This is a genomic window from Aliinostoc maniaoense (assembly GCF_058172895.1).
The window spans coordinates 3,500,590-3,526,132 of sequence record NZ_CP187952.1 but is presented as its reverse complement, the minus strand read 5'-3'; the positions used below and the strand labels follow the sequence as shown (position 1 = coordinate 3,526,132).

26 protein-coding genes and 1 pseudogene are annotated in these 25,543 nt (G+C 42.2%); 17 read left to right on the top strand and 10 right to left on the bottom strand.

The features are described 5' to 3' along the window. Positions 1–14: 14 nt before the first annotated feature. From ACPZ3T_RS15425 to ACPZ3T_RS15410, 4 genes are read left to right on the top strand one after another with little or no spacing between them, the layout of a single operon-like run. On the top strand, positions 15–1,184 hold the full coding sequence (locus tag ACPZ3T_RS15425; RefSeq protein WP_490270366.1) for an STM4014 family protein: 1,170 nt from the start codon (positions 15–17) through the stop codon (positions 1,182–1,184). Further along, complete coding sequence (locus tag ACPZ3T_RS15420; protein WP_490270365.1) at positions 1,181–1,972, top strand: STM4013/SEN3800 family hydrolase; 792 nt, start codon at positions 1,181–1,183, stop codon at positions 1,970–1,972. The genes ACPZ3T_RS15425 and ACPZ3T_RS15420 overlap by 4 nt, the downstream gene beginning before the upstream one ends. A gap of 58 nt (positions 1,973–2,030) precedes the next feature. Next, on the top strand, positions 2,031–3,353 hold the full coding sequence (locus tag ACPZ3T_RS15415) for an STM4012 family radical SAM protein (RefSeq protein WP_490270364.1): 1,323 nt from the start codon (positions 2,031–2,033) through the stop codon (positions 3,351–3,353). 39 nt (positions 3,354–3,392) lie between these two features. Next, positions 3,393–4,286: an STM4011 family radical SAM protein gene (locus tag ACPZ3T_RS15410; RefSeq protein ID WP_490270363.1), complete on the top strand. Its 894-nt coding sequence runs from the start codon at positions 3,393–3,395 to the stop codon at positions 4,284–4,286. A 40-nt stretch (positions 4,287–4,326) separates the two neighbouring features. On the opposite strand, the gene ACPZ3T_RS15405 is transcribed toward ACPZ3T_RS15410, so the two are convergent. Beyond that, entirely contained in the window at positions 4,327–5,256 is a 930-nt protein-coding gene (locus tag ACPZ3T_RS15405) for a LysR family transcriptional regulator (RefSeq protein WP_490270362.1), read from the bottom strand. A 113-nt stretch (positions 5,257–5,369) separates the two neighbouring features. Here ACPZ3T_RS15405 and ACPZ3T_RS15400 point away from each other — a divergent pair, with 113 nt between their 5' ends. Continuing rightward, positions 5,370–6,008: an NADPH-dependent F420 reductase gene (locus tag ACPZ3T_RS15400; RefSeq protein WP_490270361.1), complete on the top strand. Its 639-nt coding sequence runs from the start codon at positions 5,370–5,372 to the stop codon at positions 6,006–6,008. A gap of 142 nt (positions 6,009–6,150) precedes the next feature. On the opposite strand, the gene ACPZ3T_RS15395 is transcribed toward ACPZ3T_RS15400, so the two are convergent. Then, a complete protein-coding gene (locus ACPZ3T_RS15395) occupies positions 6,151–7,521 on the bottom strand; it encodes a 1-acyl-sn-glycerol-3-phosphate acyltransferase (RefSeq protein ID WP_490277232.1) in 1,371 nt (456 codons plus the stop codon). Positions 7,522–7,860: 339 nt separating this feature from the next. Between ACPZ3T_RS15395 and ACPZ3T_RS15390 the strand changes: the two genes are divergently transcribed. Then, complete coding sequence (locus ACPZ3T_RS15390; protein WP_490270360.1) at positions 7,861–9,675, top strand: proline--tRNA ligase; 1,815 nt, start codon at positions 7,861–7,863, stop codon at positions 9,673–9,675. Between the two features lie 534 nt (positions 9,676–10,209). Continuing rightward, entirely contained in the window at positions 10,210–10,812 is a 603-nt protein-coding gene (locus ACPZ3T_RS15385) for a GerMN domain-containing protein (RefSeq protein ID WP_490270359.1), read from the top strand. Positions 10,813–10,895: 83 nt separating this feature from the next. On the opposite strand, the gene ACPZ3T_RS15380 is transcribed toward ACPZ3T_RS15385, so the two are convergent. The 4 genes from ACPZ3T_RS15380 to ACPZ3T_RS15365 all read right to left on the bottom strand — a co-directional run bounded on the left by ACPZ3T_RS15380 (position 10,896) and on the right by ACPZ3T_RS15365 (position 12,783). Continuing rightward, positions 10,896–11,243, bottom strand: coding sequence for an ArsR/SmtB family transcription factor (locus ACPZ3T_RS15380; RefSeq protein ID WP_490270358.1), 348 nt, complete (start codon positions 11,241–11,243; stop codon positions 10,896–10,898). Positions 11,244–11,328: 85 nt separating this feature from the next. Beyond that, positions 11,329–11,844 carry an acetyl-CoA carboxylase biotin carboxyl carrier protein gene (gene accB, locus ACPZ3T_RS15375; protein ID WP_490270357.1) on the bottom strand — a complete coding sequence of 172 codons (516 nt, stop codon included), beginning with the start codon at positions 11,842–11,844 and terminating at the stop codon, positions 11,329–11,331. Between the two features lie 113 nt (positions 11,845–11,957). Next, a complete protein-coding gene (gene efp, locus ACPZ3T_RS15370; RefSeq protein ID WP_103136151.1) occupies positions 11,958–12,515 on the bottom strand; it encodes an elongation factor P in 558 nt (185 codons plus the stop codon). 127 nt (positions 12,516–12,642) lie between these two features. Beyond that, positions 12,643–12,783, bottom strand: coding sequence for a hypothetical protein (locus ACPZ3T_RS15365; RefSeq protein WP_490270356.1), 141 nt, complete (start codon positions 12,781–12,783; stop codon positions 12,643–12,645). Between the two features lie 54 nt (positions 12,784–12,837). Between ACPZ3T_RS15365 and ACPZ3T_RS15360 the strand changes: the two genes are divergently transcribed. Then, positions 12,838–13,944: a peptidylprolyl isomerase gene (locus tag ACPZ3T_RS15360; protein WP_490270355.1), complete on the top strand. Its 1,107-nt coding sequence runs from the start codon at positions 12,838–12,840 to the stop codon at positions 13,942–13,944. 153 nt (positions 13,945–14,097) lie between these two features. Here the strand turns inward: ACPZ3T_RS15360 and ACPZ3T_RS15355 are convergent, their stop codons facing one another. Then, positions 14,098–14,667, bottom strand: a complete 570-nt coding sequence (locus ACPZ3T_RS15355; protein ID WP_490270354.1) for a Uma2 family endonuclease — start codon at positions 14,665–14,667, stop codon at positions 14,098–14,100. A 201-nt stretch (positions 14,668–14,868) separates the two neighbouring features. On the opposite strand from ACPZ3T_RS15355, the gene thiL reads away from it, so the two are divergent. After that, positions 14,869–15,873 carry a thiamine-phosphate kinase gene (gene thiL / locus ACPZ3T_RS15350; protein ID WP_490270353.1) on the top strand — a complete coding sequence of 335 codons (1,005 nt, stop codon included), beginning with the start codon at positions 14,869–14,871 and terminating at the stop codon, positions 15,871–15,873. A gap of 91 nt (positions 15,874–15,964) precedes the next feature. Here thiL and ACPZ3T_RS15345 read toward each other — a convergent pair whose 3' ends face one another. Together ACPZ3T_RS15345 and nadD are read right to left on the bottom strand one after the other, a co-directional pair. Beyond that, positions 15,965–16,978, bottom strand: a complete 1,014-nt coding sequence (locus ACPZ3T_RS15345) for a type I glyceraldehyde-3-phosphate dehydrogenase (protein ID WP_490270352.1) — start codon at positions 16,976–16,978, stop codon at positions 15,965–15,967. A gap of 116 nt (positions 16,979–17,094) precedes the next feature. Beyond that, a complete protein-coding gene (gene nadD, locus ACPZ3T_RS15340; RefSeq protein WP_490270351.1) occupies positions 17,095–17,721 on the bottom strand; it encodes a nicotinate (nicotinamide) nucleotide adenylyltransferase in 627 nt (208 codons plus the stop codon). A gap of 408 nt (positions 17,722–18,129) precedes the next feature. Here nadD and murC point away from each other — a divergent pair, with 408 nt between their 5' ends. From murC to ACPZ3T_RS15315, 5 genes are all read left to right on the top strand, one after another. Continuing rightward, a complete protein-coding gene (murC, locus tag ACPZ3T_RS15335) occupies positions 18,130–19,614 on the top strand; it encodes a UDP-N-acetylmuramate--L-alanine ligase (RefSeq protein WP_490270350.1) in 1,485 nt (494 codons plus the stop codon). A 94-nt stretch (positions 19,615–19,708) separates the two neighbouring features. Then, positions 19,709–20,707 carry a UDP-N-acetylmuramate dehydrogenase gene (gene murB / locus ACPZ3T_RS15330; protein ID WP_490270349.1) on the top strand — a complete coding sequence of 333 codons (999 nt, stop codon included), beginning with the start codon at positions 19,709–19,711 and terminating at the stop codon, positions 20,705–20,707. Positions 20,708–20,841: 134 nt separating this feature from the next. After that, positions 20,842–20,967, top strand: coding sequence for a hypothetical protein (locus ACPZ3T_RS15325; RefSeq protein WP_490270348.1), 126 nt, complete (start codon positions 20,842–20,844; stop codon positions 20,965–20,967). Positions 20,968–21,164: 197 nt separating this feature from the next. Further along, positions 21,165–21,512 carry a YbaB/EbfC family nucleoid-associated protein gene (locus tag ACPZ3T_RS15320; RefSeq protein WP_490270347.1) on the top strand — a complete coding sequence of 116 codons (348 nt, stop codon included), beginning with the start codon at positions 21,165–21,167 and terminating at the stop codon, positions 21,510–21,512. A 110-nt stretch (positions 21,513–21,622) separates the two neighbouring features. Continuing rightward, on the top strand, positions 21,623–22,105 hold the full coding sequence (locus ACPZ3T_RS15315) for a low molecular weight protein-tyrosine-phosphatase (protein ID WP_490270346.1): 483 nt from the start codon (positions 21,623–21,625) through the stop codon (positions 22,103–22,105). A 157-nt stretch (positions 22,106–22,262) separates the two neighbouring features. Here the strand turns inward: ACPZ3T_RS15315 and ACPZ3T_RS15310 are convergent, their stop codons facing one another. Then, a complete protein-coding gene (locus ACPZ3T_RS15310) occupies positions 22,263–22,946 on the bottom strand; it encodes a response regulator (RefSeq protein ID WP_490270345.1) in 684 nt (227 codons plus the stop codon). A gap of 298 nt (positions 22,947–23,244) precedes the next feature. Between ACPZ3T_RS15310 and smpB the strand changes: the two genes are divergently transcribed. The 3 genes and pseudogenes from smpB to ACPZ3T_RS15295 all read left to right on the top strand — a co-directional run bounded on the left by smpB (position 23,245) and on the right by ACPZ3T_RS15295 (position 25,542). Further along, on the top strand, positions 23,245–23,712 hold the full coding sequence (smpB, locus tag ACPZ3T_RS15305) for an SsrA-binding protein SmpB (protein WP_490270344.1): 468 nt from the start codon (positions 23,245–23,247) through the stop codon (positions 23,710–23,712). Between the two features lie 201 nt (positions 23,713–23,913). Then, positions 23,914–25,010 (top strand): annotated as a pseudogene (locus tag ACPZ3T_RS15300) (ISAs1 family transposase). Positions 25,011–25,263: 253 nt separating this feature from the next. Further along, positions 25,264–25,542, top strand: coding sequence for a WGxxGxxG family protein (locus ACPZ3T_RS15295; protein ID WP_490270343.1), 279 nt, complete (start codon positions 25,264–25,266; stop codon positions 25,540–25,542). Position 25,543 lies beyond the last annotated feature (1 nt).

Sequence of the window (25,543 nt, the reverse complement as noted above, 5' to 3'; positions counted from 1 at the left end):
TTGTCTACCTTGTCTTGTCTACAAATGCTGATGATTTAATGTTCAACTTTGTCATCATCGCCAATCCTGAAAATCGTCGGGTTGGCTTTATGCAAGCAGCACTAGCACATTTTGATTTACCATTTGCCACTGTTGTTTCCTATACAGATTTGATTGCAGGTAGAGAAACATTGGCACAATTTAACGTGCCTCATACTATGATGCGGTTGGAGTCGCCAGAGAAAAATTTTGAGGTAGATAAAGCGATAATTGCTATTGGTGCGGAAGTTCCAGATGCAGGAAAGCAACAGCGTATTAGTGCTAAAAGTGCGGCTGATTTAGTATTTGATAAAGGACGGATTCTTTACCCGCGACAGTGGTATTTAGGTTGGCGTTATTTACTCAATCAATGGGGAAAAGAACTGTTATCGCCAGTGATGAATCATCCCCATGATATTAGTGTGATGTTTGATAAACCATTGTGTAGCGATCGCCTTTCTCAGCATGATATCCCAATTCCGCGTTCTTTGGGTGTAATTCATAACTATGAGCATTTACGAGAACAGATGCAAATTCAGGAATGCGATCGCCTGTTTATCAAATTATCTCACGGTTCTGCTGCCTCTGGAGTCATAGCCTACCGTGCTAATTCCCACAAAGAATCTGCTATCACCACTGTAGAACGAGTCCGCCAAAATGGAAAAACTCTACTGTACAACTCCCGGAAAATTCGCCACTATACCAACCACGAAGAAATTACCGACATTATTAATATATTAACTGCTGAAGGCGTGCAAGTAGAACAATGGCTTCCCAAAGCACAACTTCAAGGACATTCTTTTGATGTGCGCGTGGTTGTTATTAATGGAGAAGCACAGCATATAGTAGTCAGATTAGGCAAAAGTCCCATGACTAATCTACACCTAGGTAATCAACGGGGAGATACAGCAGAATTTCTAGCTAAAATTGGACATGAAAATTGGCAGAAAATGAAACAAACCTGTGAAGCAGCAGCAGGGTTATTTCCTAATAGCTTATATTGCGGAATTGACTTATTAATTTTACCCGACTTTCGCCGTCATGTCATTTTAGAAATTAATGCTTTTGGTGATTTATTGCCGGGAGTTTTCTGGAAAGGTTTAGACACATATACAAGTGAATTGCAAGCAGCATTGAAGGGAAGGCTAAACCAATGCTTGACATGAATCAAATCGTCGGAACACACGACATATTATTTATCACATTTGATACCCTCCGTTATGATGTTGCAGTTGAATTATTAGCACAAGGACACACCCCCAACTTAGCCGCAGTGTTACCGCAAACAGGCTGGGAAGAACGCCATTCGCCGGGAAATTTTACTTACGCTGCACATCATGCTTTTTTCGCTGGTTTTTTACCTACACCAATTAACCCTGGAATACATCCTAGATTATTTGCTTTAGGGTTTGAAGGTAGTACAACCACAACTGAGGAAACTTGTGTATTAGAAGGTTCTAATATTGTGAGTGGATTAGCTGCTAAAGGCTACCATACAATTTGTATTGGTGGTGTTGGCTTCTTTAACAAACTTAATCCCTTGGGAAATGTTTTGCCTTCTTTATTTGTGGAAAGTCACTGGAGTAAAGAACTAGGTGTTACAGATCCCAACTCTACGGAAAATCAGATAAAATTAGCCACAAAAATTATTACAGAAACACCCCAAAACCAACGCTTATTTTTATTCATTAATATTTCCGCACTGCATCAACCAAACTACTTTTATCTCCCAGGTGCGACAACCGACAGCATAACCTCCCACGCTGCCGCCTTAGAATATGTAGACAAACACCTCAACAAACTTTGGGAAGCACTCAAAAAACGCGCTCCCACCTTTTGCATTCTCTCCTCAGATCATGGTACAACCTACGGCGAAAATGGCTACACAGGCCATCGCCTCAGCCACCCTAAAGTATGGACAGTTCCCTATGCACAATTCATCATTTCCAACTGATAATAATTCGTAATTTGTAATTTGTAATTCGTAATTAAGAAAGTTAACCATTTCAAAAATGCTTACAACCCTCAATCAACTTCTAAAAGCATCTCCCTATCAAACCTATGTTTACTCCTACCCTCATAAAACCGCCTATAGAACCCTCAACCCACCTATCAACCTCAGCCAACTGTGGACAAAACAAGATAAACAAGCATTATTTCTCTACATTCACATTCCATTTTGTGAAATGCGTTGCGGATTTTGTAACCTATTCACTACTGTCACCCATAACGAAGACTTTATTACCCAATACATCCGCACCATTCAACGACAAGCACAACGAGTCAAACCCGCACTAGGAAAAGCATCATTTGTCAGATTTGCACTAGGTGGAGGTACACCAACCCTGTTACCCATACATCACCTAGAAACGATACTTAATATAGCTGAGGAAACAATGGGTGCTAACTTACAGCAAATTCCCGTTTCCGTGGAGATGTCACCAGAGACAGCCGATAAAGATAAATTACAACTATTGCGCGATCGCGGTGTTGATCGCGCTAGTATTGGCGTACAAAGTTTCATAGAATCAGAAGTATTAGCCACCCAACGCCGTCAAACTACCCTCCAAGTCGAAGCCGCATTAACAAGAATGCGCCAAGTTGGGTTTCCCACAATTAACATTGATCTAATTTACGGTTTACCCGGGCAAACAGTAAAAACGTGGTTGCAATCAATACAAGCTGCCTTGCAATTTCAACCAGAAGAAATTTATCTTTATCCCTTATATGTCCGTCCCCTCACAGGTTTAGGATGCTCAGACAAAGAATGGGATGATATACGTATATCATGTTACCGCGAAGGGCGATCGCTCCTCCTCTCACAAGGCTACACTCAAGTTTCCATGCGAATGTTCCAACGGGTTTCTTCCTTATCTCCCTCTGCTCCCATCTACTGCTGTCAGTCGGACGGTATGTTAGGAATAGGATGCGGCGCACGCTCTTATACAGACACATTGCATTACTCTAATGAATACGCTGTAGATTCAAAAGAAATCCGCCATATTTTACAAGGCTATATCCAAACACCCGACGAAAACTTTGACTACGCCACCTATGGCTTTCAACTAAATATTGAAGAACAACGCCGCCGCTACATTTTACTATCTCTATTATCTCATGAAGGTGTAAATCTCACCAACTATCACCAAATATTTCAAAGCAATATATATACTGACTTCCCCGAATTAACACAACTCATAGACTTAGAACTAGCAACACCAACACAAAAAACATTAAATTTAACTCCAAAAGGTATAGAACTTTCAGACATCATTGGTGCTTGGCTATTCTCAGAACAAGTCAATCAACTCATGCAAACTTACAACCTCAAATAAACTCTCTATGTGCATAAATTACCATATCTAAATCCACCCATGCACCTAAAAATTCTCTATCGCGGTTCATTAATCAGTTGCAACTACGGTTGTGAATATTGCCCTTTCGCCAAAAAACAACAATCAGCCGCAGACTTAGCAACCGACAAACAAGAAATAGAAAAATTTACTAATTGGATTGCTGAAAACTCACACCATGAATTTTCTATATTATTTACCCCTTGGGGAGAAGCATTAATTCATCAATGGTATCAGCAGGCATTAGTTGAATTAACCCAAATGCCTCATGTAAATAAAGCCGCCATTCAAACCAATCTTTCCTGTAAATTAGAATGGATAGAAGATTGCAACAAAGAAAAATTAGCATTGTGGGCAACATTTCATCCAGAATGGGTAACTTGTCAAAAATTCCTGTCGCAATGTTTAGAATTAAACCAGCGTGGCATTAATTTTAGTGCTGGAGTTGTTGGCTTTCCTCAATTTAAAACACAAATTACTTACCTACGTCAAAACTTACCAAACCACATTTACTTATGGATTAATGCCGTAAAAAAAGAACTCTCAAATTTATCACAAGAAGATAGAAAATTTTTTCTATCTATCGACCCATTTTATGAATTGAATACTCAACATTATCCCAGCTTAGGTAAAACTTGCCGTGCTGGTGAATCATTAATTTCTGTTGATGGTAATGGGACAATTAGACGCTGCCATTTTATCAAATCACCCATTGGCAATATTTATCATCATGACTGGGAAGCTTGTTTATTTGAACGTACTTGCATTAATCAAACCTGCCATTGTCATATAGGTTATGTTCACCTGGATTATTTAGAGTTAGATAAAGTATTTGGTTCTGGTATTTTAGAGCGTATTCCCTATAATTGGGATTATGGTTTAATAAATTTGTCAGCACTCGCATCTAAATCTTAGAAATTAATCTATTTATAGTTACTGAAAATATAGACTCACATTAAATCAAACTGCTTACTTCTATCATTAATGCTCGTAGCCATTCATAAGTAGGTAGATTGTCTGTGCTGTGATGCCAGCGCATAAACACAGAAAACCCTTCCAGTGGTAAAGGTACTGGCAATAGTTTCAACGATTGACTCTGGGCAAATGTTAGGGCAACTCGCTGGGGTAGAGTAGCGATTAAATTAGTTTGAGTAAGAATAAACGGTGCGATGAGAAAATGCGGTATCGAAAGAGCAATGTGTCGTTGAAGATTTTTTTGTGCCAGTAATGTATCAACACGCCCTACTCGATCTTCTTGAATCGAAACCAGTAAATGAGACTCTGCTAGATAGTCTTCTAGGGAAAAGTCACTTCCAATGTTGGGATGTGCCTGACGGCACACACAACTATAAACCTCATGAAATAAAAACTGTTCTTTGTGCAATGAACTTTTTTCTGGAAACAGGCCACATACTAAGTCAATTTCGCCCTTATCCAGTAAAGAGAGTAATTTTTGACGATCGCCTGATCTAATTTGCCAGCTGATCTTAGGTGCTATTAGCTTTAATTGTACAGTTTGCAGTAATTTTGGCAGCAATATAAATTCTACATAGTCTGACATTCCAATCACAAAAACGCGATCGCTCGTTGCTGGATCAAAGTTTGGTTCTTCCAATAGAGCTGATTGAATTTGTTGCAAGGCGGGATGTAATTGTTGTGCCAGAGCTATGGCTTTGGGTGTGGGGGACAATCCTGTAGTCTTTCTGACAAATAATTCATCCTCCATCAAATTGCGTAATCGAGCTAGGGCATTACTGGTTGCTGGTTGGCTTAACCCTAATCTTAAACCTGCACGAGTGACACTCTGCTCAGTCATAAGGGCATCAAAAACTACCAGCAGATTTAAATCTATCCCCGCTAAATTGATATGGTGAATATCACTCATACAAATTATCCATTGGACAAATATATTATCCCCGATCCACGATGAAATTATCACTCTGGTCTTAATTAGGACAGTGATGGAAATGATGCGTTGGGTATTACAGGAGTCTCATTATGAAGATTGCATTTATCGGTATTGGACAAGTCGGTTCTGCATTAGCTGGTCAATTAGTGGTATTAAATCATACGGTAACTATTGCTGCACGCGATCCTCATTCAGATAGTGTCAAAACAGCTTTAGCCAAATATCCAGCATTACAAGTGGCATCAGGGCAAGATGCGATCGCCCAAGCCGAGGTAATTTTTTTAGCTACTCCATTTCACGCCAATCAAGCAGCTTTAGCTGAAGTTGGCGATTTATCGGGAAAAATTCTGGTTGATTGTACTAATCCTGTGGGAGCAAATCTTACTCACGGACTCAACAGTGAACAATCCGGTAGTGAACTTGTTCAAAGTTTTGTACCTCATGCCAAAGTAGTCAAAGCATTTACAATTTATGGGTTTGAAAATTTTGAAAACAATACTTATCCTGGTTATGGCAACCTCAAGCCTGCCATGTTAATTGCAGGGAATGACACCACTGCTAAGGAAGTAGTTTCTAATCTCTGCCAACAACTGGGTTGGGAGGCTATTGATGTGGGCAATCTTTCCATGAGCTTGCATCTAGAACACATGACTCTGCTGTGGATTAAAATGGGGAGAGTTCAAGGTTGGGGAGCTAATTTTGTGTGGGCGATGCTTAAGAGATATTGAGCAAATAATTGGTAATTGTTCAAGCTAAATTTCCAATGAGAGCCGTCTACCCTAGAGGAAGGCTACGCCAAAAATCAGTGGTGGGTAGGCTACAAGCCCCCACTGAATTGTAATTGCGAATTGATTTGAGTACAAACTTTCATCAAAGTAAATTTTCCATTGCTTGTTGTAAATCATTCGTCAAATCAGTAACAGCCTGTCTCGCACCTAAACGATTTTCTTTATAAACTGGATAACGTTCCGATATAGAAATTGGTTCACCAATCGTTAATTTCACCCGTTGCTTACCCAAGGTTGGAAGTTGGTATTTCTCGCCTTTAATTTGAGCCATCATTTTCGATAAAATCAAAACCGTTTCCGCAAATCTTTCGACTGTGGGTTTCTCGCGGATGTAGTTACCAGAAACAGCCACAAAACTTTCTACTAATCTCATGTGCCACATTCTCGCATTGGCTTCTTCCGCTACGCGATCGCCTAATGCTCTCTCTACAGTCGATAATGCTTTAATATCTTTATAATCTTCCCTAAATATATAATTCCAGCCAGCTTGTTCTACTCGCCGACAGCGATCGCTCAATACTCCCTTTGGTTGTATATTAAAATACTGCTCGGCTATCTCTAAGGCTGCGTTTAATAAAGCTTGTAATCTTAATGCTAACGCTTGATTGCGGTCTGTCACATCCTCCGGCACAGCAGACAATTTCAGATGATAAAAGCGTGTATAAAACTGTTCCATTAAAGACAGCAGATGTTCCGCCAACATCAACAACCGGGGATAAAGTGACTCTAAATCAGGAATTTGACTGTCTGCGCTTGTATCTACAGGTAAACCACTAGCAACTGCTAACTCATCTAAAAGTTGCGCGATCGCACCCCAGGGAGCATTAACATAACTATATTTAATCCCGACTGGTACAATTAAAACTTGCTCGGTGCGTCCAGCCTTTTGCAAATCCTCAGCACACCAAAAACCCATTTGAGCAATTCCCGGTTCTATGGGACTGATGATTTCAGACAGTCCATTAGTCGCGCCTTCCGGTGCAGCCATCATGGGAAACAGTCCATTGGCGAACAAATCCCGCGCCGAACGTAACCCAGTCCAGTCAGCCTTACCCCGTTGTATTGGAGTTCCACCCAATTTTGATGCCAACCAACCCACATAATCACCCGCCCATAGAGGAATACCGCGATCGTAGATAAAATGAGCATGAATAGGAGATTTTAATGTTATATTTTCCTCTCGTGCTACCTGCGGTACAAGTCGAGACAACAAATACAGCAAACCCCAAGGATCTTCAGTTTTAGGATGGCGAAATGCTAACAAAAAACGGATTTTCCCCTCTTGAAACTGGCGATAGAGATTTGCTAAAACCTCTACATTCTCTGCTTCAATTTGGTTAATAGAAGTTTGGGTGCGTATCCACGTCGGTAGCAACAGGTGAACACATCGCAGTACCAAAGGACTATACGCCGGAGGGATAAATTCTAAAGGTGGTTGTGCTTGGTAAATCATGATATTGGGAATGGGGAATGGGGCATGGGGCATTGGGCATGGGGCATTGGGCATGACGCAGGGTGTGGGAGGTGTGGGAGGTGTGGGAGGTGTGGGAGGTGTGGGAGGTGTGGGATGGTGGAAAACAAATCTTTCCCCCCACACTCCCCTCTCTCCCCTCTCTCCCCACACTCCCCCTCCCTTGTCCCCCTTGTCTACCTTGTCTCCCCTGCCCCCTGCCCCCTGCTCCCTGCTCCCTACACCCCTACACCCTTATACTTCATACTTCATACTTAGTATTTCGTACTTGAGTTGATACAGAAATTAGTGATTTTGTAATTAGGAGTTAAAAAAATAACGATGCGACTGTCTCAAATGTTATTCGTCACACTGCGGGATGATCCTTCTGATGCGGAGATTCCTAGCCATAAATTATTATTACGTGCTGGTTACATTCGTCGCATCGGTAGCGGTGTTTATGCTTATCTACCTTTGATGTGGCGCGTACTGCAAAAGGTTTCTCAAATTGTGCGGGAAGAAATGAACTCTACAGGCGCACAGGAATGTTTACTTCCCCAAATTCAACCGGCTGAGTTGTGGCAAGAGTCGGGACGCTGGGACACATATACTAAAGCTGAAGGGATTATGTTTTCCCTAATTGACCGCCGTGAGCAACAATTAGGATTAGGGCCGACCCACGAGGAAGTGATTACTGCGATCGCTCGTGATATGATTCGCTCTTACCGTCAGCTACCCCAGCATCTCTACCAAATTCAAACTAAGTTCCGTGATGAAATCCGCCCCCGCTTCGGTTTAATGCGCGGTCGGGAATTTATCATGAAGGATGGCTATTCTTTCCATGCTGATGAAGATAGCCTCAAAAAAACTTACCAAGATATGTATCAAGCCTATAGCAATATGCTACGGCGTTCTGGTTTAGCTTTCCGTCCCGTGGAAGCTGATTCTGGTGCAATTGGTGGTTCTGGTTCAACAGAATTTATGGTGTTGGCGGAAGCCGGAGAAGATGAAGTTCTCTACACTGATGATGGTAAGTACGCCGCCAACGTCGAAAAAGCTGTGTCTTTAGCTGCTGACGCTGAACCTTCACAATTTACCACTTTTGAAAAACGGGAAACACCAGGAACAGACACCATTGAAACAGTCTGTAAATTCCTCAAGGCTTCACCGACTCAAGTAGTAAAAAATGTTCTTTACCAAACAGTTTATGATAACGGTTTAACAGTTTTGGTACTGGTTAGTATTCGTGGTGATCAGGAAGTTAATGAAGTAAAACTACAAAACGAATTAACAAAATTAGCTCCTAATTACGGTGCTAAAACAATACTAAATTTAACTGTTCCCAGTGCCGAAACTCAACAAACTTGGGCAGCAAAATCTTTACCTTTAGGTTATATTGCCCCCGATATTACTGATGATTATATTGCTGCTAATACGCAAATTCATCCAAAATTTATCCGGTTAGTTGATCAAACTGCCGTTGAGTTGAAAAACTTCATTACAGGTGCAAATGAAAGCGGCTATCACGTCGTAGGTGCAAATTGGGGTGAGCAATTTCAACTATCAACAAGTGTAGTAGATGTGCGTAAAGCTAGACCAGGCGATCGCGCCCTTCATGATCCGCAACAAATCTTAAAAAGTGCCAGAGGTATAGAAGTCGGTCACATCTTCCAATTAGGGACAAAATATTCCCAAGCAATGGGGGCAACCTATACTAATGAACAGGGTGAAGAAAAACCTTTAGTTATGGGTTGTTACGGTGTCGGTGTATCGCGTTTAGCACAATCAGCCGTAGAGCAATCTTATGACAAAGACGGCATTATTTGGCCAGTAGCGATCGCACCTTATCACGCCATTGTGACAATTCCTAACGTTAATGATGCTCAACAAGTAGAAATTGCGGAAAAACTTTACACTGAACTGAATAAATCAGGAGTAGAAACCTTACTAGATGACCGCAATGAACGCGCCGGAGTAAAATTTAAAGATGCTGATTTAATCGGCATACCTTACCGAATTGTGACCGGACGAGCCATCAGCAACGGTAAAGTTGAAGTTGTAGAAAGAGCAACTCGTAACTCTCAAGAAATTCCCATAGAGGAAGTTGTGACTACACTCAAACAATGGATAAAAACAGCAACAGAGACTAAAAGTTAAATATCGAGGACGCAGAGTAGTTACAGCACTTTTGAAGTAAGTGAGGTACACCATAAGTAATAATTAGTGAGTAATAAGTAAATTTCTTACTCATTACTCATTACTCATTACTCATTACTTCGTTCAATCAGGTGCTGTACCTCATCAACATCGAATCTGCTGTAATATCATTTTCTCCTCTGCGTTCCTCATCTGGCTAATAAAATAGCCAAAAATCTAACGAAAAGATAATATTTACAGATTTACATAATTTGGCAGGTGACGGACTACAAGCACAAATTCTAAAATGAAACATAAAAAAGAGTTTAGAATCCAAATAGTTAAGCCAATTAAATGCCAAAGTTAATGGATAAGCTAATACACAGCTAAATGCCATCACCACTCTTTGCCATTGTCAACAGTCAACAGTCAAGATTTAAATTTACACAGCTATCATTGACATTTTTGGAAACTCTCTAGTTTTAACTATCGTCCCTAACCAGGCTGCTCTCCACAAACAAACTACTTCAGCCCCCAGTCAGGAAGGTTATAAAAATGAATGACCAACAAGGATCAAAACGTATATCTTCAGGTGTTATTGCAGCCGTCTCCGCCGCAGTTGTAGCAGTTGGTGGCGGTGTAGCTTGGTTAACTGCCAACACCAATGCTCCTACACAACCACCACCATCTCAAAGAGTCCAACAACCATACAATGCACAGCCAGGTAATGAGCAAACAGCTAATGTTTATTGGCTCAAAACCAAAGAAAAAAGCGTAGAATTAGTTCCTCAGCCGATTAGAATAGCGGCAGTCCAACCCAACCAAGTTTTAGAGCAAGCTTTTCAAAGTTTATTAGCAGGCCCCACAGAAGGCACAAACGCCACTACCATTCCCCAAGGAACTAAGTTATTAGGGCTAAAAGTCGAAAATAACAATGAAATCCACGTTAACTTATCTGAAGACTTTCTCAGTGGTGGTGGCAGCACATCTATGGTAGGTCGTGTAGGTCAAGTAGTTTATACCGCCACCACATTAAACCCCAATGCCAAAGTGTACATTGAAGTCAACGGCAAACCATTAGAAGTGTTAGGCGGTGAAGGTGTAGAGATAGAACAACCCATGACTCGTGAAACCTTCAAACAAGAGTATCCACTTTAATCACAGGGTTAACAGTTGACAGATTTAACTCCCTTGTCTCCCTTGTCTCCCTTGTCTCCCTTCCCTTCCCCAGTCCCCAATCCCTAATTCTTAGTACTTAGCACCCTAAAATTACGGGCTTGCTGCTCCAGCCTTGTGGCCAAGCGATCGCAAACCCGATTACATAATTCAAAAATCATCTCGTCTTCCACCCTGTAGTAAGCGCAAGTCCCTTCGCTACGGCGGCTCAGAATCCCAGCTTGCCACATAATCTTCAGGTGTTTAGACACGTTTGCCTGTGAAGTCTGTGTTGCATCTACCAATTCTTGGACACATTTTTCTTCATCCCGCAATAAATGCAACAGGCGCAGACGCATCGGCTCACTTAAGAGGCTGAAGTATTCAGCTACTTGTTGCACCACTTCTGGCGGTACAGGCAAAGTTTGTTTCATCAGGATTAACCCGCAGGACTGACAATGTTAACAATGATCATTTATTCATTAAGAATAATGACACACTTGTTATATAGATTAATACTTAATCAGGGTTAATTCTCATTAAAGGTTGGTTATATTCCACAGGTTCGCCATTTTGGATGAGAATTTCTACGACTTGCCCAGAAATCTCAGCCTCAATTTCATTCATCAGCTTCATCGCTTCGATAATGCAGACAGGTTGACCTTTACGGACGCGATCGCCTACTTCTACAAACGGAGCTTCCCCAGGGGCAGGAGCGCGGTAAAATGTCCCCACCATTGGGGAAGGCACTTCTACAAATTTCTGGTCAATAATAGGTGGAGAACCTGCCCCGGCTGTTGTCCCAGAATGAGTTCCTCCATTCTCAGGAATATGGCTACCCATTTCTGGAGCGGGAATTGGCAATGATGGCTGTGCGATCGGTGCAACCGATGGTACAGCCACAATCTGATTACTCACACTTACAGCTTTACGTACTGATAATTCAAACTCATCGCTTTTGAGCGTTACTTCTGCAATATCAGTTTGTGCAATAGTTGCCAATAATTGGCGAATTTCATTAAAGTCCAATGGCACAGTTATTTTTACCTCGACCTGTTCGTAAATTAATAATTTTAAAGTTTGGCAGGGATTTAATCCCCCTAGAGGGATTGAAATCAGGATATTCCCCAGAATGGGAATAAATTTATTTATTCCCTGCCTAAGTATTTATCGTCACGGGTATCAATTTTGATGCGTTCACCTTGGGAAATAAACAAAGGAACCATCACAACTGCACCTGTTTCCACAGTCGCCGGTTTAGTGCCACCTGTAGCAGTGTCACCTTTAACACCTGGATCTGTTTGTGTGACCTCTAAAACTACAGAGTTAGGCAGTTCCACTTCTAGAACTTGCTCACCCCAACGAATCACGTTTACTTCCATACCTTCCTTGAGGTATTTGACGCGATCGCCAATTTGTGCTGCACTGAGTCTACCTTCTTCGTAAGTTTCCATATCCATAAAGACGAACTCATCGCCCTCTTTATAGGTATGCTGCATAGTCAGTTTTTCGAGAGTAGCCTGTGGCACAGTTTCCCCAGCCCGGAAAGTTCTTTCTAAAACCTTACCCGTTTGGACATTTTTAATAGTTGTACGCACAAAGGCAGAGCCTTTACCTGGCTTAACGTGAAGGAAATCAATCACTCGCCAGACAGACCCATCTAAAACAATTGATACGCCAGGTCGAAAATCGTTACTGGAAATCATGAAGCTTTTAAATCGTGGAAGACAATCGGCATTTATTGTACCCTTCTAGCGTAGTAATTAGGTAATTAGCAATGGATATTGGGCATTGGGCATTGGGCATTGGGCATTAGGCATTGGGCATTGGGCATTAGGCATTGGGCATTGGGCATTGGGCATTAGCTATGAGTAATTCTCTACCTTGTCTACCTTGTCTCCCTTGTCTACCTTGTCTCCCTTGCTCCCTGCTCCCTGCTCCCTGCCCCCCTGCTTCCTGTCTCCCATTCCCCATGCCCTACTCAATGTATGGGAAGATGATTCATGAGTTACGCATTTGAGCCATACCATGTTGAATTTATTAAAATCCTGGCTGAATCACAGCCTCATGGCAATACTGTTGGTAACAATATTTTTAGGCATACATACAGCTGGCTGGACACCCTCTAGTAACGCCGCCTTGCCCTCTGGAAACGCCATCACTGACGGCAAAGCTCTATTACGGTATGCACTCCCGATAGATAATAAGCCAGTACGCGAATTGCAAGCCAGTCTAGAAGATATTTCTACTCAACTGCGTGCCAACCGCCGATGGGGTGCTGTCTCTAAAGACCTGAGCAAAGCATCCCGCATTCTTGATAAACCTTCACAAATCCTAACAAGTGTTCCGGAAGAACGCCAACCTCAAGCCGAAACTTGGCTGAATGAATTGAAGGCTGGCGTAGAGAAGACTCAAGAATTGACCCAAAGTAGAAACAAAGAAGAAATTCTCCAACAAAGAGCTAAATTACTGAATTTGGTGTCTTTATTGGAAGAATCAATGGTTAAAGCATTTCCCTTTGAAGTTCCAGAAGAATACAGCAACCTTCCTCAACTCAAAGGTCGTGCCACAATTGCCATTAAAACCAATAAAGGTGATTTAACCTTGGTTGTAGATGGTTACAGCGCGCCTGTCACGGCTGGTAACTTCGTTGATTTAGTTAAACGTGGTTTTTACAACGGCTTAGAATTTACCCGTTCTGAAGAATCTTACGTACTCCAAACAGGAGACCCACCAGGCAAAGAACAGGGTTTTATTGACCCCAAAACAGGCGAATATCGTGCTATTCCTTTAGAAATTCTCGTAGAAGGTGATCAAAAACCCACCTACGGCATTACCTTAGAACAAGCTGGGCGTTATCTAGATATGCCAGTGTTACCTTTTTCTTCCTTCGGTGCATTAGCTATGGCGCGTCCTGAAAGTGAAGTTAATGGCGGTTCTTCCCAAGTCTTCTTTTTCTTGTTTGAACCAGAACTCACCCCAGCCGGACGTAACTTGTTAGATGGTCGTTACTCAGTGTTTGGCTATCTAATTGAAGGTAAAGATATCTTAGATAAACTCAAAGCTGGTGACAAAATTGAATCCGCTACTGTGATTCAAGGTATAGAAAATTTAGTCGAACCTGAAGCAGCTTAATCCATAAAAATGAGTTGATAGATCCCCGAATTTTGCCATCGGGGATCTGAACATAGCTAACAAAAGAAAATATTGTTAGCATGAGACAACTAAAACTAAAATAAACCTCAGAAAATTTCCAGAAATTGAAAATGTATGAGTAATTTCTGATGGTCAAATATTACCGGCTTTTAAAACCTGTTCAACAGCGATCGCAATATCTCCAAAAGTCTGCGATATAATTTTCTGGTCGCCAGTAAACACTGTTTCTTCGTACAAACCTTCTTCTAATAACAGTACTGAAATCTTCTGCTCTAACGGGTCTACAACCCAATATTCTGGCACTTCCACCGCCGCATATTCAGACCGTTTATAACGATAGTCCCGCTTGACAGAATCTGGACTCACTACCTCTACAATCATTAATGGTGGTGTCTCAAAAACTGCTGAGACATTGATCAATTCTCTCGCTTGTTCCTGTGTTACCACAGACAAATCAGTTAATCTAGATTTATTTTTTCCTGTTCTAACCCCAGCTTCTCGAAAAGTTAACCAAGGTAAATTCAACCGCTTAATTTCTGCCTTGAATACGGTGTCTAAAAAATCGACAATCAGGAAATGTTGAATTGTAGGGGGGTTCATTAATTCCAACCTGCCATCCACTAGTTCATAGTGAAAACCACTACCGTCATCATAAGTTAAATACTCTGCAAATGTCAGATTTGTTACTGGTGAAGTGAGCATCCCAACTGACCCCTAGACGTTACCATTATCGTAGCTTGAGGGAGTAGGGAATGGGGAAGCAGGGGGGTAGGGGGCAGGGGGAGACAAGGTAGACAAGGTAGACAAGGTAGACAAGGTAGACATTTTTCCCAATGCCCAATGCCCAATGCCCAATGCCCAATGCCCAATGCCCAATGCCCAATACCCAACTCTTATTAACTAATGACTAAAGTTAAAGATATTGGCGAACAAGGCCTTTTAGAAAAATTACAGCGTTTCTGTCCCCCAGAAATCATTGGTGATGATGCGGCTGTGTTGGTGACAGACTCAGAACAATCTTTAGTTGTCACCACAGATATGTTAGTTGACCGTGTGCATTTTAGTCAGATTACTACATCACCTCAAGACGCAGGTTGGCGGGCTGCGGCTGCTAACTTATCTGATTTAGCCGCAATGGGTGCGTCGCCTCTGGGTATCACAGTAGGCTTAGGACTTCCAGGAGATGTCAGCGTCAGTTGGGTGGAAAGCTTATACCAAGGGATGACAGAGTGCTTGCAACAATATCATACTCCCATTGTCGGGGGGGATGTGGTGCGATCGCCCATCACGACAATTTCCATTACCGCTTTTGGTCAAGTCCACCCCCAAAAGATTATCCGGCGTTCTGCTGCTAAAGTGGGAGATGCGATCGTTGTCACAGGTGTTCATGGCGCATCCCACGCAGGCTTACAACTCTTGTTAAACCCCGAAATAGGAAAAAACCTCACCGCACCTGAAAAGACGGGTTTAATCAAAGCACACCAGCGTCCTCAGCCACGATTAGATGTATTACCCATCCTCTGGCAAAGTTTAGCATCAAACTCCCCACTTCCTCTTGCCGGTATGGATAGCAGTGATGGTTTAGCAGACGCAGTATTACAAATCTGTCGCGCCAGTGGAGTTGGTGCTATTTTAGAAAGCGAGCAAATTCCTCTACCCACAGCTTTTACTCATTGGTTAACTCCACACCAAGCCCTAGAATATGGTTTATACGGCGGTGAAGATTTTGAATTAGTGCTGTGTTTACCACCAGCAGCAGCAAACACTTTAATACAGCAGTTAAACCAAAACGCAGCTATTATCGGGACGATTACATCTCATCCCCAAGTTATATTACACACTCAACAAGGGAAAATCCCTGACCAAGTTCTGTCTCTCAGTCAGGGATTTCAACATTTTAGTCAATAGTCAACATTTCAAAATCCACATTACAAATCCAAATTTATCAAACCTTGCAAAATTAGGTCTTCTTCATTTTGAATTTTGAATTTTGAATTGATTAAACCCACTTCTCGGCTACTAGTTCTGCTAAATCTAGAACGCGTTGGCTGTAACCCCACTCGTTGTCATACCAAGCCATAACTTTTACTAAGTCGTTGCCCATAACCAGAGTTAGGTTAGCATCAACGATAGAGGAAGCATCAGTACCTTGATAATCGGAAGATACCAAAGGTAATTCACTGTAGTCTAGAATGCCCTTGAGTTGACCTTCAGACGCATCCTTGAGGGCTTGGTTGACTTCTTCAGTAATAGTACGCTTCTCAACCTGAACTACGAAATCTACCATTGAGACGTTCGGGGTAGGTACGCGTAAAGCAACACCATTTAGCTTACCTTTAAGCTCTGGAATTACCAATGCTACAGCCTTTGCCGCACCTGTAGAGGTGGGAACAATATTGATAGCTGCGGCTCTAGCCCGGCGTACATCACGGTGGGAAGCATCTAATAAACGCTGATCACCTGTGTAGCTGTGGGTGGTGGTCATTGTACCTTTGATAATCCCGAATTTATCATTCAACACCTTAGCAATGGGAGCTAAACAGTTGGTTGTACAACTGGCGTTACTAATAACATGGTGTATGTTGTGGTCATAATCATGATGATTCACACCAATTACGAATGTACCGTCCTCGTTTTTACCGGGGGCAGTGATCAGAACCTTCTTAGCACCAGCATTAACGTGCTTTAAAGCCCCTTCTTTGCTGGTAAATACGCCTGTTGCTTCGATAATGAGGTCAATTTCCCATTCTTTCCAGGGCAAGTTTTCTGGGTTGCGATCAGATACGCACTTAATGGTCTTACCGTTAACGATGATAGAGTTGTCATCGGCAGTAATGTCAACATCCTTTAACTTCCCAAGCATGGAATCATACTTCAGGAGGTGAGCATTAGTTCTAGGATCTGATGTGTCATTAACAGCTACTAAATCGATATTGCTATTTTCCCGACCTAGCCAGCAACGTGCAAAGTTACGCCCGATACGCCCGAAACCGTTTATTGCGACTCTAATCACAGTGTCTTGCCCTCTGTATTTATGCCTATAAGTTGATATCTTTGACCCCAATCATATCGCAAAGGGGGGGAGTATTTATAACCTTAAAGTGTTAGATCCATAAAAAAAAACATATTTTATTCAGATTCATCTGAGTAGAGGTTGTGAGCAGTAATGTAGGATCTGACCTCTTGTGGCACTAAATGAGTAATTAATTGACCTTCTCGACATCGCTCACGAATTAAACTTGACGAAACTCTCATTAATGGTGTATGCAATAGTTGCCAGCGAATAGTGACTAACTGCTTTTCCAGTTGTTTCTCTACCTGCTTGCAGATTGATTCACTTTGAGCTATATTCTCACCACCTAGCGATCTGGGTGCGATTAACCAATCACACATTTTTGCTAGTTCGTGTCTACGATACCAACGAGGTAAAGTTTGGAAGGTATCTAAACCTACAATCCAGTACCAGTGAGTATTGGGATAACAACCAGACAAGTCGATTAAGGTGTTGATCGCATAAGAAACTTCAGAGCGTTTTGCCTCAATCTCTGAGACCGTAAACGCTGATATTTCTCTTGTAGCTAATTGTAGCATTGCCACCCGATGCTCAAATAAACCAGCTTTTTTGTGAGGAGGATTTCGGGACGGCACCCAAATCACCTTTTCTATGGGTACTTGATGCCAAGCTGTTTCAGCTATCAGCAGGTGTCCCCAATGAACGGGATCAAATGTGCCACCAAAGATTGCTAGGTGCTGCATCTGTGTTATGCCTTGGCTCTATGCAATTGAGAATCATTTTTATCCCTAAAGGAATATCTTAATCAATTCATGCTTTGGCTTGATGAAATCTTCAAAGTATTTTCGCTACGAATGTACTTTATCTAGATAACACCAGTAAGGAATCAAAAAATATGTATTTCAAGTTACAAGAATTTCTTTCCCGATGTGACGAAAATTCACTGAATAATCTTAAAAACAGTTGGGAAATAGCAAAAACCTCCAATCAATGTAAAATCATTGTCAACCAAAAAAACATACAACAAAAATTCCAGAGAACATCAAAAATGAAAAAGATATAGGAGGAGTTACGGTAGAAATCAAAATCCTGTTATGATACGCGTGTCATTTGTGATTATGGTGTGGTGTGGTGTTTAAGAGGAGCAATCAATGAATAATGCTGTAGATTTTGGCGGTAGACCTTTTCATTTTATTGGTATCGGTGGTATAGGTATGTCTGCCTTGGCATACGTGTTGGCTAAACGTCAATTGCCAGTATCAGGTTCTGATCTCCGACCCAATCATATTACACGTAAGTTGGAATCTATTGGGACACATATTTTTAGTAGACAAGAGGCTAGTAACCTCGCATTCTTTCACCCTCAGGTGGGAGTTAATGAAATAGAATTAAATTCACAAAAACAAGTTCCTGTTATTAACTCAAACTTACCTCAAGTTATTTGTTCAACAGCAATTAATGCCAACAATTTAGAGTATAAAGCAGCTCAGGAATTGGGTTGTCCAATTTGGCATCGTTCAGATTTACTAGCAGCTTTGATTGCCGAATATCATAGTATAGCCGTAGCAGGAACTCATGGTAAAACAACAACCAGTAGCATGATTGGCTATATGCTATTGGCTGCTGGTTTAGACCCTACAATTATTGTAGGTGGGGAAGTGAATGCTTGGGAAGGCAATGCTCGATTGGGTCAAAGTCGTTATTTAGTAGCCGAAGCAGACGAATCTGACGGTTCGCTGGTGAAACACGCTCCTGAGATTGGTGTTATTACTAATATTGAATTAGATCATCCTGACCACTACGACACCTTAGAAGAAGTAGTTGATACCTTCCAAAAATTTGCCCAGGGTTGTACAACTCTAGTGGGTAGCATTGATTGCGCTACAGTACGGGAGTTGCTAGCCAACGCTACTAGCGATCGCCTCAAATCCACAATTACATACAGTTTAAATCCAGAAACCAACGCTGACTACACCGTTACTAATATTGATTATCATGCCAATGGAACGGCGGCTTTAGTCTGGGAAAAAGGTAAAGCCTTGGGAGTCCTGAATTTACGCTTATTAGGTCGTCATAACCTCAGTAATGCCCTAGCAAGTGTAGCTGTAGGGCGTGCTTTAGGTTTAGAATTTGGAGCGATCGCTAAAGGAATTGCCACCTTTGAAGGTGCTAGACGACGCTTTGAGTTTCGCGGTGAAGTTGATGGAATTACCTTTATTGATGACTACGCTCATCATCCTAGTGAAATTCGCGCCACCCTAGCTGCCGCCAGACTACAAGCTAGACCAGGACAAAGAGTCGTAGCGATATTCCAGCCCCATCGCTACAGTCGCACATTAACCTTTTTAGCAGAATTTGCTGATTCCTTCGCCCATGCCGATTTGGTGGTACTAACTGATATTTACAGTGCAGGCGAACCAAATTTAGGTCAAATCAGTGGTGAACAGTTAGCAGAGGCTGTTGCTAAAGAACATCCCCAGGTAGTGTATCAACCAACTTTACCTGCTGTAAGTCAATTCTTACTGCAAAATCTACGGACTGGAGACTTAGCACTGTTTTTGGGTGCAGGTAATTTAAATCAAGCGATTCCTGAAATCATCACCACACTTTGCGAACCCGCTACAGCTACATCATAAAAGTGGCTAGCGAGTAACAGTTTTAACAATTCCCTCTACGGCTGTATTCCTACAGCACATAAATGTAAAAATTTCACAATTTATTGATGTAAAGATGAAAATTTCCCAGGCAGCTGGAAACGCCTGCACAGTTCCTACTTCTCAAGTACAAAAACAGGAAAACCATAATTTAGGTAAAGGTAAAACCATTTACTTACCAGGGACAAATTGCGAGATTAAGTCCCAAGCTTTGTTATCTGCATATACTTCCTATCGAGTTGGGGGAGCAGCTGAATGGTATGTTGCGCCCCGAAATCTAGAGGCATTTCAAGCCAGCCTCAAGTATGCAAAAGAACATAATTTAAGTGTAACAACCCTAGGGGCAGGGTCTAATCTGTTAGTGAGCGATCGCGGACTACCAGGTTTAGTAATTGCCACCCGCCATCTCCGCTACAGTCACTTTGACCCCGCCACAGGTCAATTAATTGTAGCAGCAGGAGAATCAATTCCCAGTTTGGCATGGGCAGCAGCACAACTAGGCTGGCAAGGTTTAGAGTGGGCTGTTGGCATCCCCGGAACAGTGGGAGGTGCAGTAGTCATGAACGCTGGCGCACATAATAGCTGCATCGCAGATATGTTAGTGAGTGCTGAAGTTCTATCACCAGATGGCACAATAGAAACTTTCACACCAGATCAATTAGGTTACACCTACCGCACCTCATTATTACAAGGTAGCGATCGCATAGTCACTCAAGCCACCTTGCAACTCCAACCAGGAGCAGATCCCGCCCAAGTCATAGCCATCACCAAACAACACAAACAGCATCGTTTAAGTACCCAACCCTACAATTTCCCTAGCTGTGGTAGCGTATTCCGCAATCCCAAGCCTTACTCGGCTGGCTGGTTAATCGAACACACAGGTTTAAAAGGCTATCAAATTGGTGGCGCACAAGTAGCCCATCTCCACGCTAATTTTATCGTCAATCGCGGTGGAGCAAAAGCCAACGATATCTTCAACCTGATTCGTCATATTCAGCATCAAGTCCAAGATAACTGGTCAATCTGGTTAGAACCAGAAGTCAAAATGATGGGTGAATTTCAAGCTATTGGTTAAGGAGGGTGTAGGAGGCAGGGGAGCAGGGGGCAGGGGGCAGGGGGTAGGCTGTTGACTCTGTACCTTTTTTGGGATTTTGTCCATGCAAAAAATGTGCGTAGTTACGATGGCTGAAACTGTGTTTTGAGAAGGCTTTGAGGCACAAATTAAACATCGCGTACAAAATTACTAAAAACCGCCCAAATTTTAACAAAGTCAACAGCCTAGGCAGGGGGCAGGGGGAGACAAGGGAGACAAGGGAGACAAGGAGAGAAGTCTGAGCGGAGGTTTCCTCCGCTCAGAACTTCGGGGAGACAAGGGAGAGAATAAATCTTGCATTTTGAATTTTGAATTTTGAATTTGTCTGCCCCATGCCCCATGCCCCATGCCCAATTCCCATTAATTAATAGGCAAATTCCCAGCCGACTCTATAATTGAATTTGATTTGTTATTCAAAGCACACGCGGATAATTTAGTTATGACAGGAAAAGGACAAGGATTTGGCTTTGGCTTAGGCAAAATGAAAGAACTAGCCGAAGCGTTTAAAAAAGCACAACAAGTTCAAGAAGGTGCAAAAAAACTCCAAGAAGAACTAGAGCAAATGGAAATTCTGGGAGAGGCTGGTGGTGGACTAGTGAAGGTAATTGTCAGTGGCAACCAAGAACCCAAGCGGGTAGAAATTTCTCCCGATGCTTTAAATCAAGGCGCAGAAATGCTTTCTGACTTGGTGACAGTAGCCATGAAAAATGCCTATGAAAAGTCCACAGCAACCATGCGCGAACGCATGGAAGAATTGACCAGTGGACTAGAATTACCTGGATTTTAATCAATAATTATGAGTACAGACGCGATTAATCGTGTCTGTACAAAATTTATATATACGAATTACGAATTACGAATTACGTTAGCGTAGCGGGGCGCAGCCCATTACGAATTATGAATTACAAACTCTTGTTTGTCTGTCTGGGGAACATTTGCCGTTCACCATCGGCAGAGAACATTATGAATTATCTGATAGACGAAGCCAACTTAAGCGATCGCATTCTTTGTGATTCAGCTGGTACATCTAGCTACCACATCGGCAGCCCACCAGATCGCCGCATGAGTGTCGCAGCCCTAAATAAATTAGGAATTAAGCTCAAAGGTAGAGCTAGACAGCTGCAAAAATCCGACTTTCAGGAATTTGATCTGATTTTAGCTATGGATAGAGACAATTATGACAACATAATTGCCCTTGATCCCTCTGGACAATATCATCATAAAGTGCTTTTGATGTGTGAATTTTGTTCTCGCCACACCTTCAAAGAAGTTCCAGACCCCTACTATGGTGGAACAGAAGGCTTTAATCAGGTAATTGACTTACTCCTTGATGCTTGTGAAGGACTCTTACAACATATTACCAGTGAGCAAGTTAATTAATGGGAATTGGGCATGGGGCATTGGGAATTGGGAATTGGGAATTGGGCATTGGGCATTGGGCATTGGGGATTGAATAAAATTTCTCCTTTGTCTCCCTTATCTCCCTTGTCTCCCCCTGCCCCCTGCCCCCCTGCCCCCAGCCCCCAGCCCCCAGTCCCTATTCCACAAGTCCATGCTTAATCGCAAAACGCACCAGTTCAGCCCGATTGCTGGTGTCGGTTTTCCTTAATAAGCTACTGACATATTTTTCTACTGTTCTGGGACTTAAGTGTAGTTGCGACCCCATTTCCGCATTAGAAAGACCATGTGTCAAAAGTTCTAAGACTTCCTGTTCTCTGATAGTCAAAGACGAGACTAAGCCCGATCCTTCCAAATCACTCAAAATCGAGTTATGGGTTTCGATGACTTTAGTGAAAGAAGGACTAGCTGAAGTATCTTTTCGAGGTAAGCGGTACTCAGATTGAATAATTTGCGATCGCTCCAACAGATTGTGAATAGCTGCTGCTAACTCTTCTAGCTCAAAAGGCTTAGGTAAGTATAAATCACACCCAGACTGATAGCCAAGGATTCTCTCTTGGGTCTTGGTACGGGCTGTTAATAAAATTACAGGTAACAAACGGAAATTTGGTTTTTGGCGTACCCGACGTACCAATTCATAGCCATTCATCCGTGGCATGACAATATCCGTAACAATTAAATCTGGTTGATATTCTTCTACCATTGCCAAAGCTTCCTGACCGTCATTGGCCGTAATTACCGAATAGCCTGACAGTTCAAGATAATCACTAATAGATAGACGAGTGCCCAAATCGTCATCCACGACAAGAATCGTCAAGGGCATGGAAAGTACACCCCTAGCATTTTTACTCAGAAATTTCCTTCTATAAGCTCTATATAAGAACACGCGTTACAATAGTGTTCTTATGTTTCATACTATGACAGGATTAACAGCTAATGACTGTCTTAGGGGTGATTTATAAAGAAAATCTTAAATCCATAAAAAGGTTAACAAATTTAAACGTAGTTACAACAGCCAAGCATATAAAACCATAGCAAATGTTGCAATTCTTCACAGAATAGCAAAATAACCAGTTATTAGTCACCCTAATATAAATTAATCAACGGTAGAACAATTTTCAATGAGTGATAAGAGCGAAAGTTACAAAGTTATCAGTGATAATCGACAAGCCCGGTATTTGTATGAAATCCTAGAAACCTATGAAGCTGGGATTCAGTTGACGGGAACAGAGGTGAAGTCAATTCGTGCAGGTAAAGTTAACCTCCAAGATGGTTATGCTTTGATACGTGATGGCGAAGTTTGGCTAATTAATGTGCATATTTCTCCTTACAACGCTAGTGGACAGTATTTTAATCACGAACCGCGCCGTACCCGTAAGCTGTTACTACATCGCCAAGAAATTCGCAAGCTCATCGGTAAAGTAGAACAACAAGGTCTGACATTAGTACCCTTGAAGATGTACCTCAAGCGGGGCTGGGTGAAAATTAGTATTGCCCTCGGTAAAGGGAAAAAGCTCCACGATAAGCGAGAAGACCTCAAACGCCGCCAAGATCAGCGCGATATACAAAGGGCAATGAAAAATTATTAGTCATTAGGGAACAGGGAACAGGGAACAGGGAACAGGGGGGAGGGGGAGACAAGGGAGACAGGGGAGACAGGGGAGACAGGGGAGACAGGGGAGACAGGGGAGACAGGGGAGACAGGGGAGACTAGGGTAGGGCTAATTTATTGTAATGAGAGAAAAATTAAACTAGAAATCATACCTACCTCAAGTGTGTTGTGGAGTGAGATGAGTAGTAGTTTGATAGCAGCATTGCAAGAGATAGAAGACTACCGAGCAGCGCGTGGAAAACGTTATCCACTATGGGTGATGTTGTTATTAGTCATCTTAGGAACATTAAGCCAATGCTATGGTTATGCGGCACTGGAAGACTTTTGTGTGCGGCACTATCAAGGATTATGTGAACATTTAGGAGTGGCATACAAGCGTTTACCGAGTGATTCGACATTTCGGCGACTGTTTGAGCAATTAGACTTTGAAGAACTCACGCAATGCTTTGTGAGATGGACACAATTGAATGTGGAAATTCAGCCAGGAGAGTGGTTAGCAATAGATGGCAAAAGTATCAAAAGCACGGTGAGTGGAAAAAATCAGTCCTATCAAAATTTTGTGAATATCGTCTCTGTATACAGTCATCAACAAGGAGTAGTCATTGCCCTCAAGCAATTTGAAAACAATGAGCAAAGTGAAATCAAAGTGGTACAACAACTACTAGAGACTTTAAACCTCACAGGTGTAGTCTTGACCTTTGATGCTTTACATTGCCAAAAAAAACTGTGCAGTTAATTGTTAATAGTGGCAATGATTACTTAGTGGGGATTAAAGGAAACCAACCCAAACTCTTGAATTATGCACAAACCATCTCACAAAAACTGCTGCCAACTACAGTGGACATTCAACGAGAACGGACACACGGACGTAGCGTTCAACGTACTGTCAAAGTTTATGAACTGGTAGATGGTATAGACTCTAGTTGGCAACAGGCGCAAAGTTTGATTGTGGTTGCTCGTCAAGGTATTCGAGATGGGCAGTCCTTTGAAACCATCAGTTACTACCTCAGTAGTCTCAAGACATCTGCCATCAACTTTGCTGATGCGATTCGTGGACATCGAGATATTGAAAACGGATTGCACTGGGTCAAAGATGTTGTTTTCGGCGAAGATACTGCTCCCTTTCGCGCTTACAATGCTGCTACTAACTGGTCAGTTATTCGGACTTTTGTGATGAATCTCCTCCGACTTCAGGGTTATCGTTCTTTGACAAAAGCACTGAGATTGTTTTGTCATGACCTAGAGCAGCTTTTTTCTCTCATTACAATGAATTAGCCCTAGGAGACTAGGGGGACTAGGGAGACTAGGGAGACTAGGGAGAAATTTTTACGCCAATGCCCAATGCCCAATGCCCAAAATTCTTTAATTTTGAATTTTGAATTTTGAATTGATATGCCCCATGCCCCTCATCTATACCTCTTCAGCGTGAGTGCTACAAACACCTAGTTTATAGCCGCAGATTGATTCTGTTCGATTCGGGAGTCGTTACAGTGGTGGGTAACTTTGGAAGCAATGAGGAACTGCTACCATGAAACGTGACTTCACCGCAGTTGTTGGGGCTGGCTTTTTGACTTTAAGTGCGGCCATTTTACCTTTAAGTCTGCCGGCACAAGCTCAAGTCAATACCGTGCCTCGCGTTGATAATGTCCCTAGAACCACATACTATGAGCGTAATGATTTTGATTGGGGTTGGTTGGGTTTAATTGGTCTATTAGGTTTAGCTGGTTTAGCTGGTAGAAGACAACATGACGAACCAACCCGTTATCGTGATCCCAATGCTCCTGGGGCTACTAGTTATCGGGACTGAG

What these genes read in the sequence shown, in the direction of transcription:
- ACPZ3T_RS15420 (WP_490270365.1), top strand. Translation starts at nt 1,181, where the DNA reads ATGAATCAAATCGTCGGAACACACGACATATTATTTATCACATTTGAT.
- ACPZ3T_RS15415 (WP_490270364.1), top strand. Translation starts at nt 2,031, where the DNA reads ATGCTTACAACCCTCAATCAACTTCTAAAAGCATCTCCCTATCAAACC.
- ACPZ3T_RS15410 (WP_490270363.1), top strand. Translation starts at nt 3,393, where the DNA reads ATGCACCTAAAAATTCTCTATCGCGGTTCATTAATCAGTTGCAACTAC.
- ACPZ3T_RS15405 (WP_490270362.1), bottom strand. Translation starts at nt 5,256, where the DNA reads ATGAGTGATATTCACCATATCAATTTAGCGGGGATAGATTTAAATCTG.
- ACPZ3T_RS15400 (WP_490270361.1), top strand. Translation starts at nt 5,370, where the DNA reads ATGAAGATTGCATTTATCGGTATTGGACAAGTCGGTTCTGCATTAGCT.
- ACPZ3T_RS15395 (WP_490277232.1), bottom strand. Translation starts at nt 7,521, where the DNA reads ATGATTTACCAAGCACAACCACCTTTAGAATTTATCCCTCCGGCGTAT.
- ACPZ3T_RS15390 (WP_490270360.1), top strand. Translation starts at nt 7,861, where the DNA reads ATGCGACTGTCTCAAATGTTATTCGTCACACTGCGGGATGATCCTTCT.
- ACPZ3T_RS15385 (WP_490270359.1), top strand. Translation starts at nt 10,210, where the DNA reads ATGAATGACCAACAAGGATCAAAACGTATATCTTCAGGTGTTATTGCA.
- ACPZ3T_RS15380 (WP_490270358.1), bottom strand. Translation starts at nt 11,243, where the DNA reads ATGAAACAAACTTTGCCTGTACCGCCAGAAGTGGTGCAACAAGTAGCT.
- efp (WP_103136151.1), bottom strand. Translation starts at nt 12,515, where the DNA reads ATGATTTCCAGTAACGATTTTCGACCTGGCGTATCAATTGTTTTAGAT.
- ACPZ3T_RS15365 (WP_490270356.1), bottom strand. Translation starts at nt 12,783, where the DNA reads ATGGGGAATGGGAGACAGGAAGCAGGGGGGCAGGGAGCAGGGAGCAGG.
- ACPZ3T_RS15360 (WP_490270355.1), top strand. Translation starts at nt 12,838, where the DNA reads ATGTTGAATTTATTAAAATCCTGGCTGAATCACAGCCTCATGGCAATA.
- ACPZ3T_RS15355 (WP_490270354.1), bottom strand. Translation starts at nt 14,667, where the DNA reads ATGCTCACTTCACCAGTAACAAATCTGACATTTGCAGAGTATTTAACT.
- thiL (WP_490270353.1), top strand. Translation starts at nt 14,869, where the DNA reads ATGACTAAAGTTAAAGATATTGGCGAACAAGGCCTTTTAGAAAAATTA.
- nadD (WP_490270351.1), bottom strand. Translation starts at nt 17,721, where the DNA reads ATGCAGCACCTAGCAATCTTTGGTGGCACATTTGATCCCGTTCATTGG.
- murC (WP_490270350.1), top strand. Translation starts at nt 18,130, where the DNA reads ATGAATAATGCTGTAGATTTTGGCGGTAGACCTTTTCATTTTATTGGT.
- murB (WP_490270349.1), top strand. Translation starts at nt 19,709, where the DNA reads ATGAAAATTTCCCAGGCAGCTGGAAACGCCTGCACAGTTCCTACTTCT.
- ACPZ3T_RS15320 (WP_490270347.1), top strand. Translation starts at nt 21,165, where the DNA reads ATGACAGGAAAAGGACAAGGATTTGGCTTTGGCTTAGGCAAAATGAAA.
- ACPZ3T_RS15315 (WP_490270346.1), top strand. Translation starts at nt 21,623, where the DNA reads ATGAATTACAAACTCTTGTTTGTCTGTCTGGGGAACATTTGCCGTTCA.
- ACPZ3T_RS15310 (WP_490270345.1), bottom strand. Translation starts at nt 22,946, where the DNA reads ATGCCCTTGACGATTCTTGTCGTGGATGACGATTTGGGCACTCGTCTA.
- smpB (WP_490270344.1), top strand. Translation starts at nt 23,245, where the DNA reads ATGAGTGATAAGAGCGAAAGTTACAAAGTTATCAGTGATAATCGACAA.
- ACPZ3T_RS15295 (WP_490270343.1), top strand. Translation starts at nt 25,264, where the DNA reads ATGAAACGTGACTTCACCGCAGTTGTTGGGGCTGGCTTTTTGACTTTA.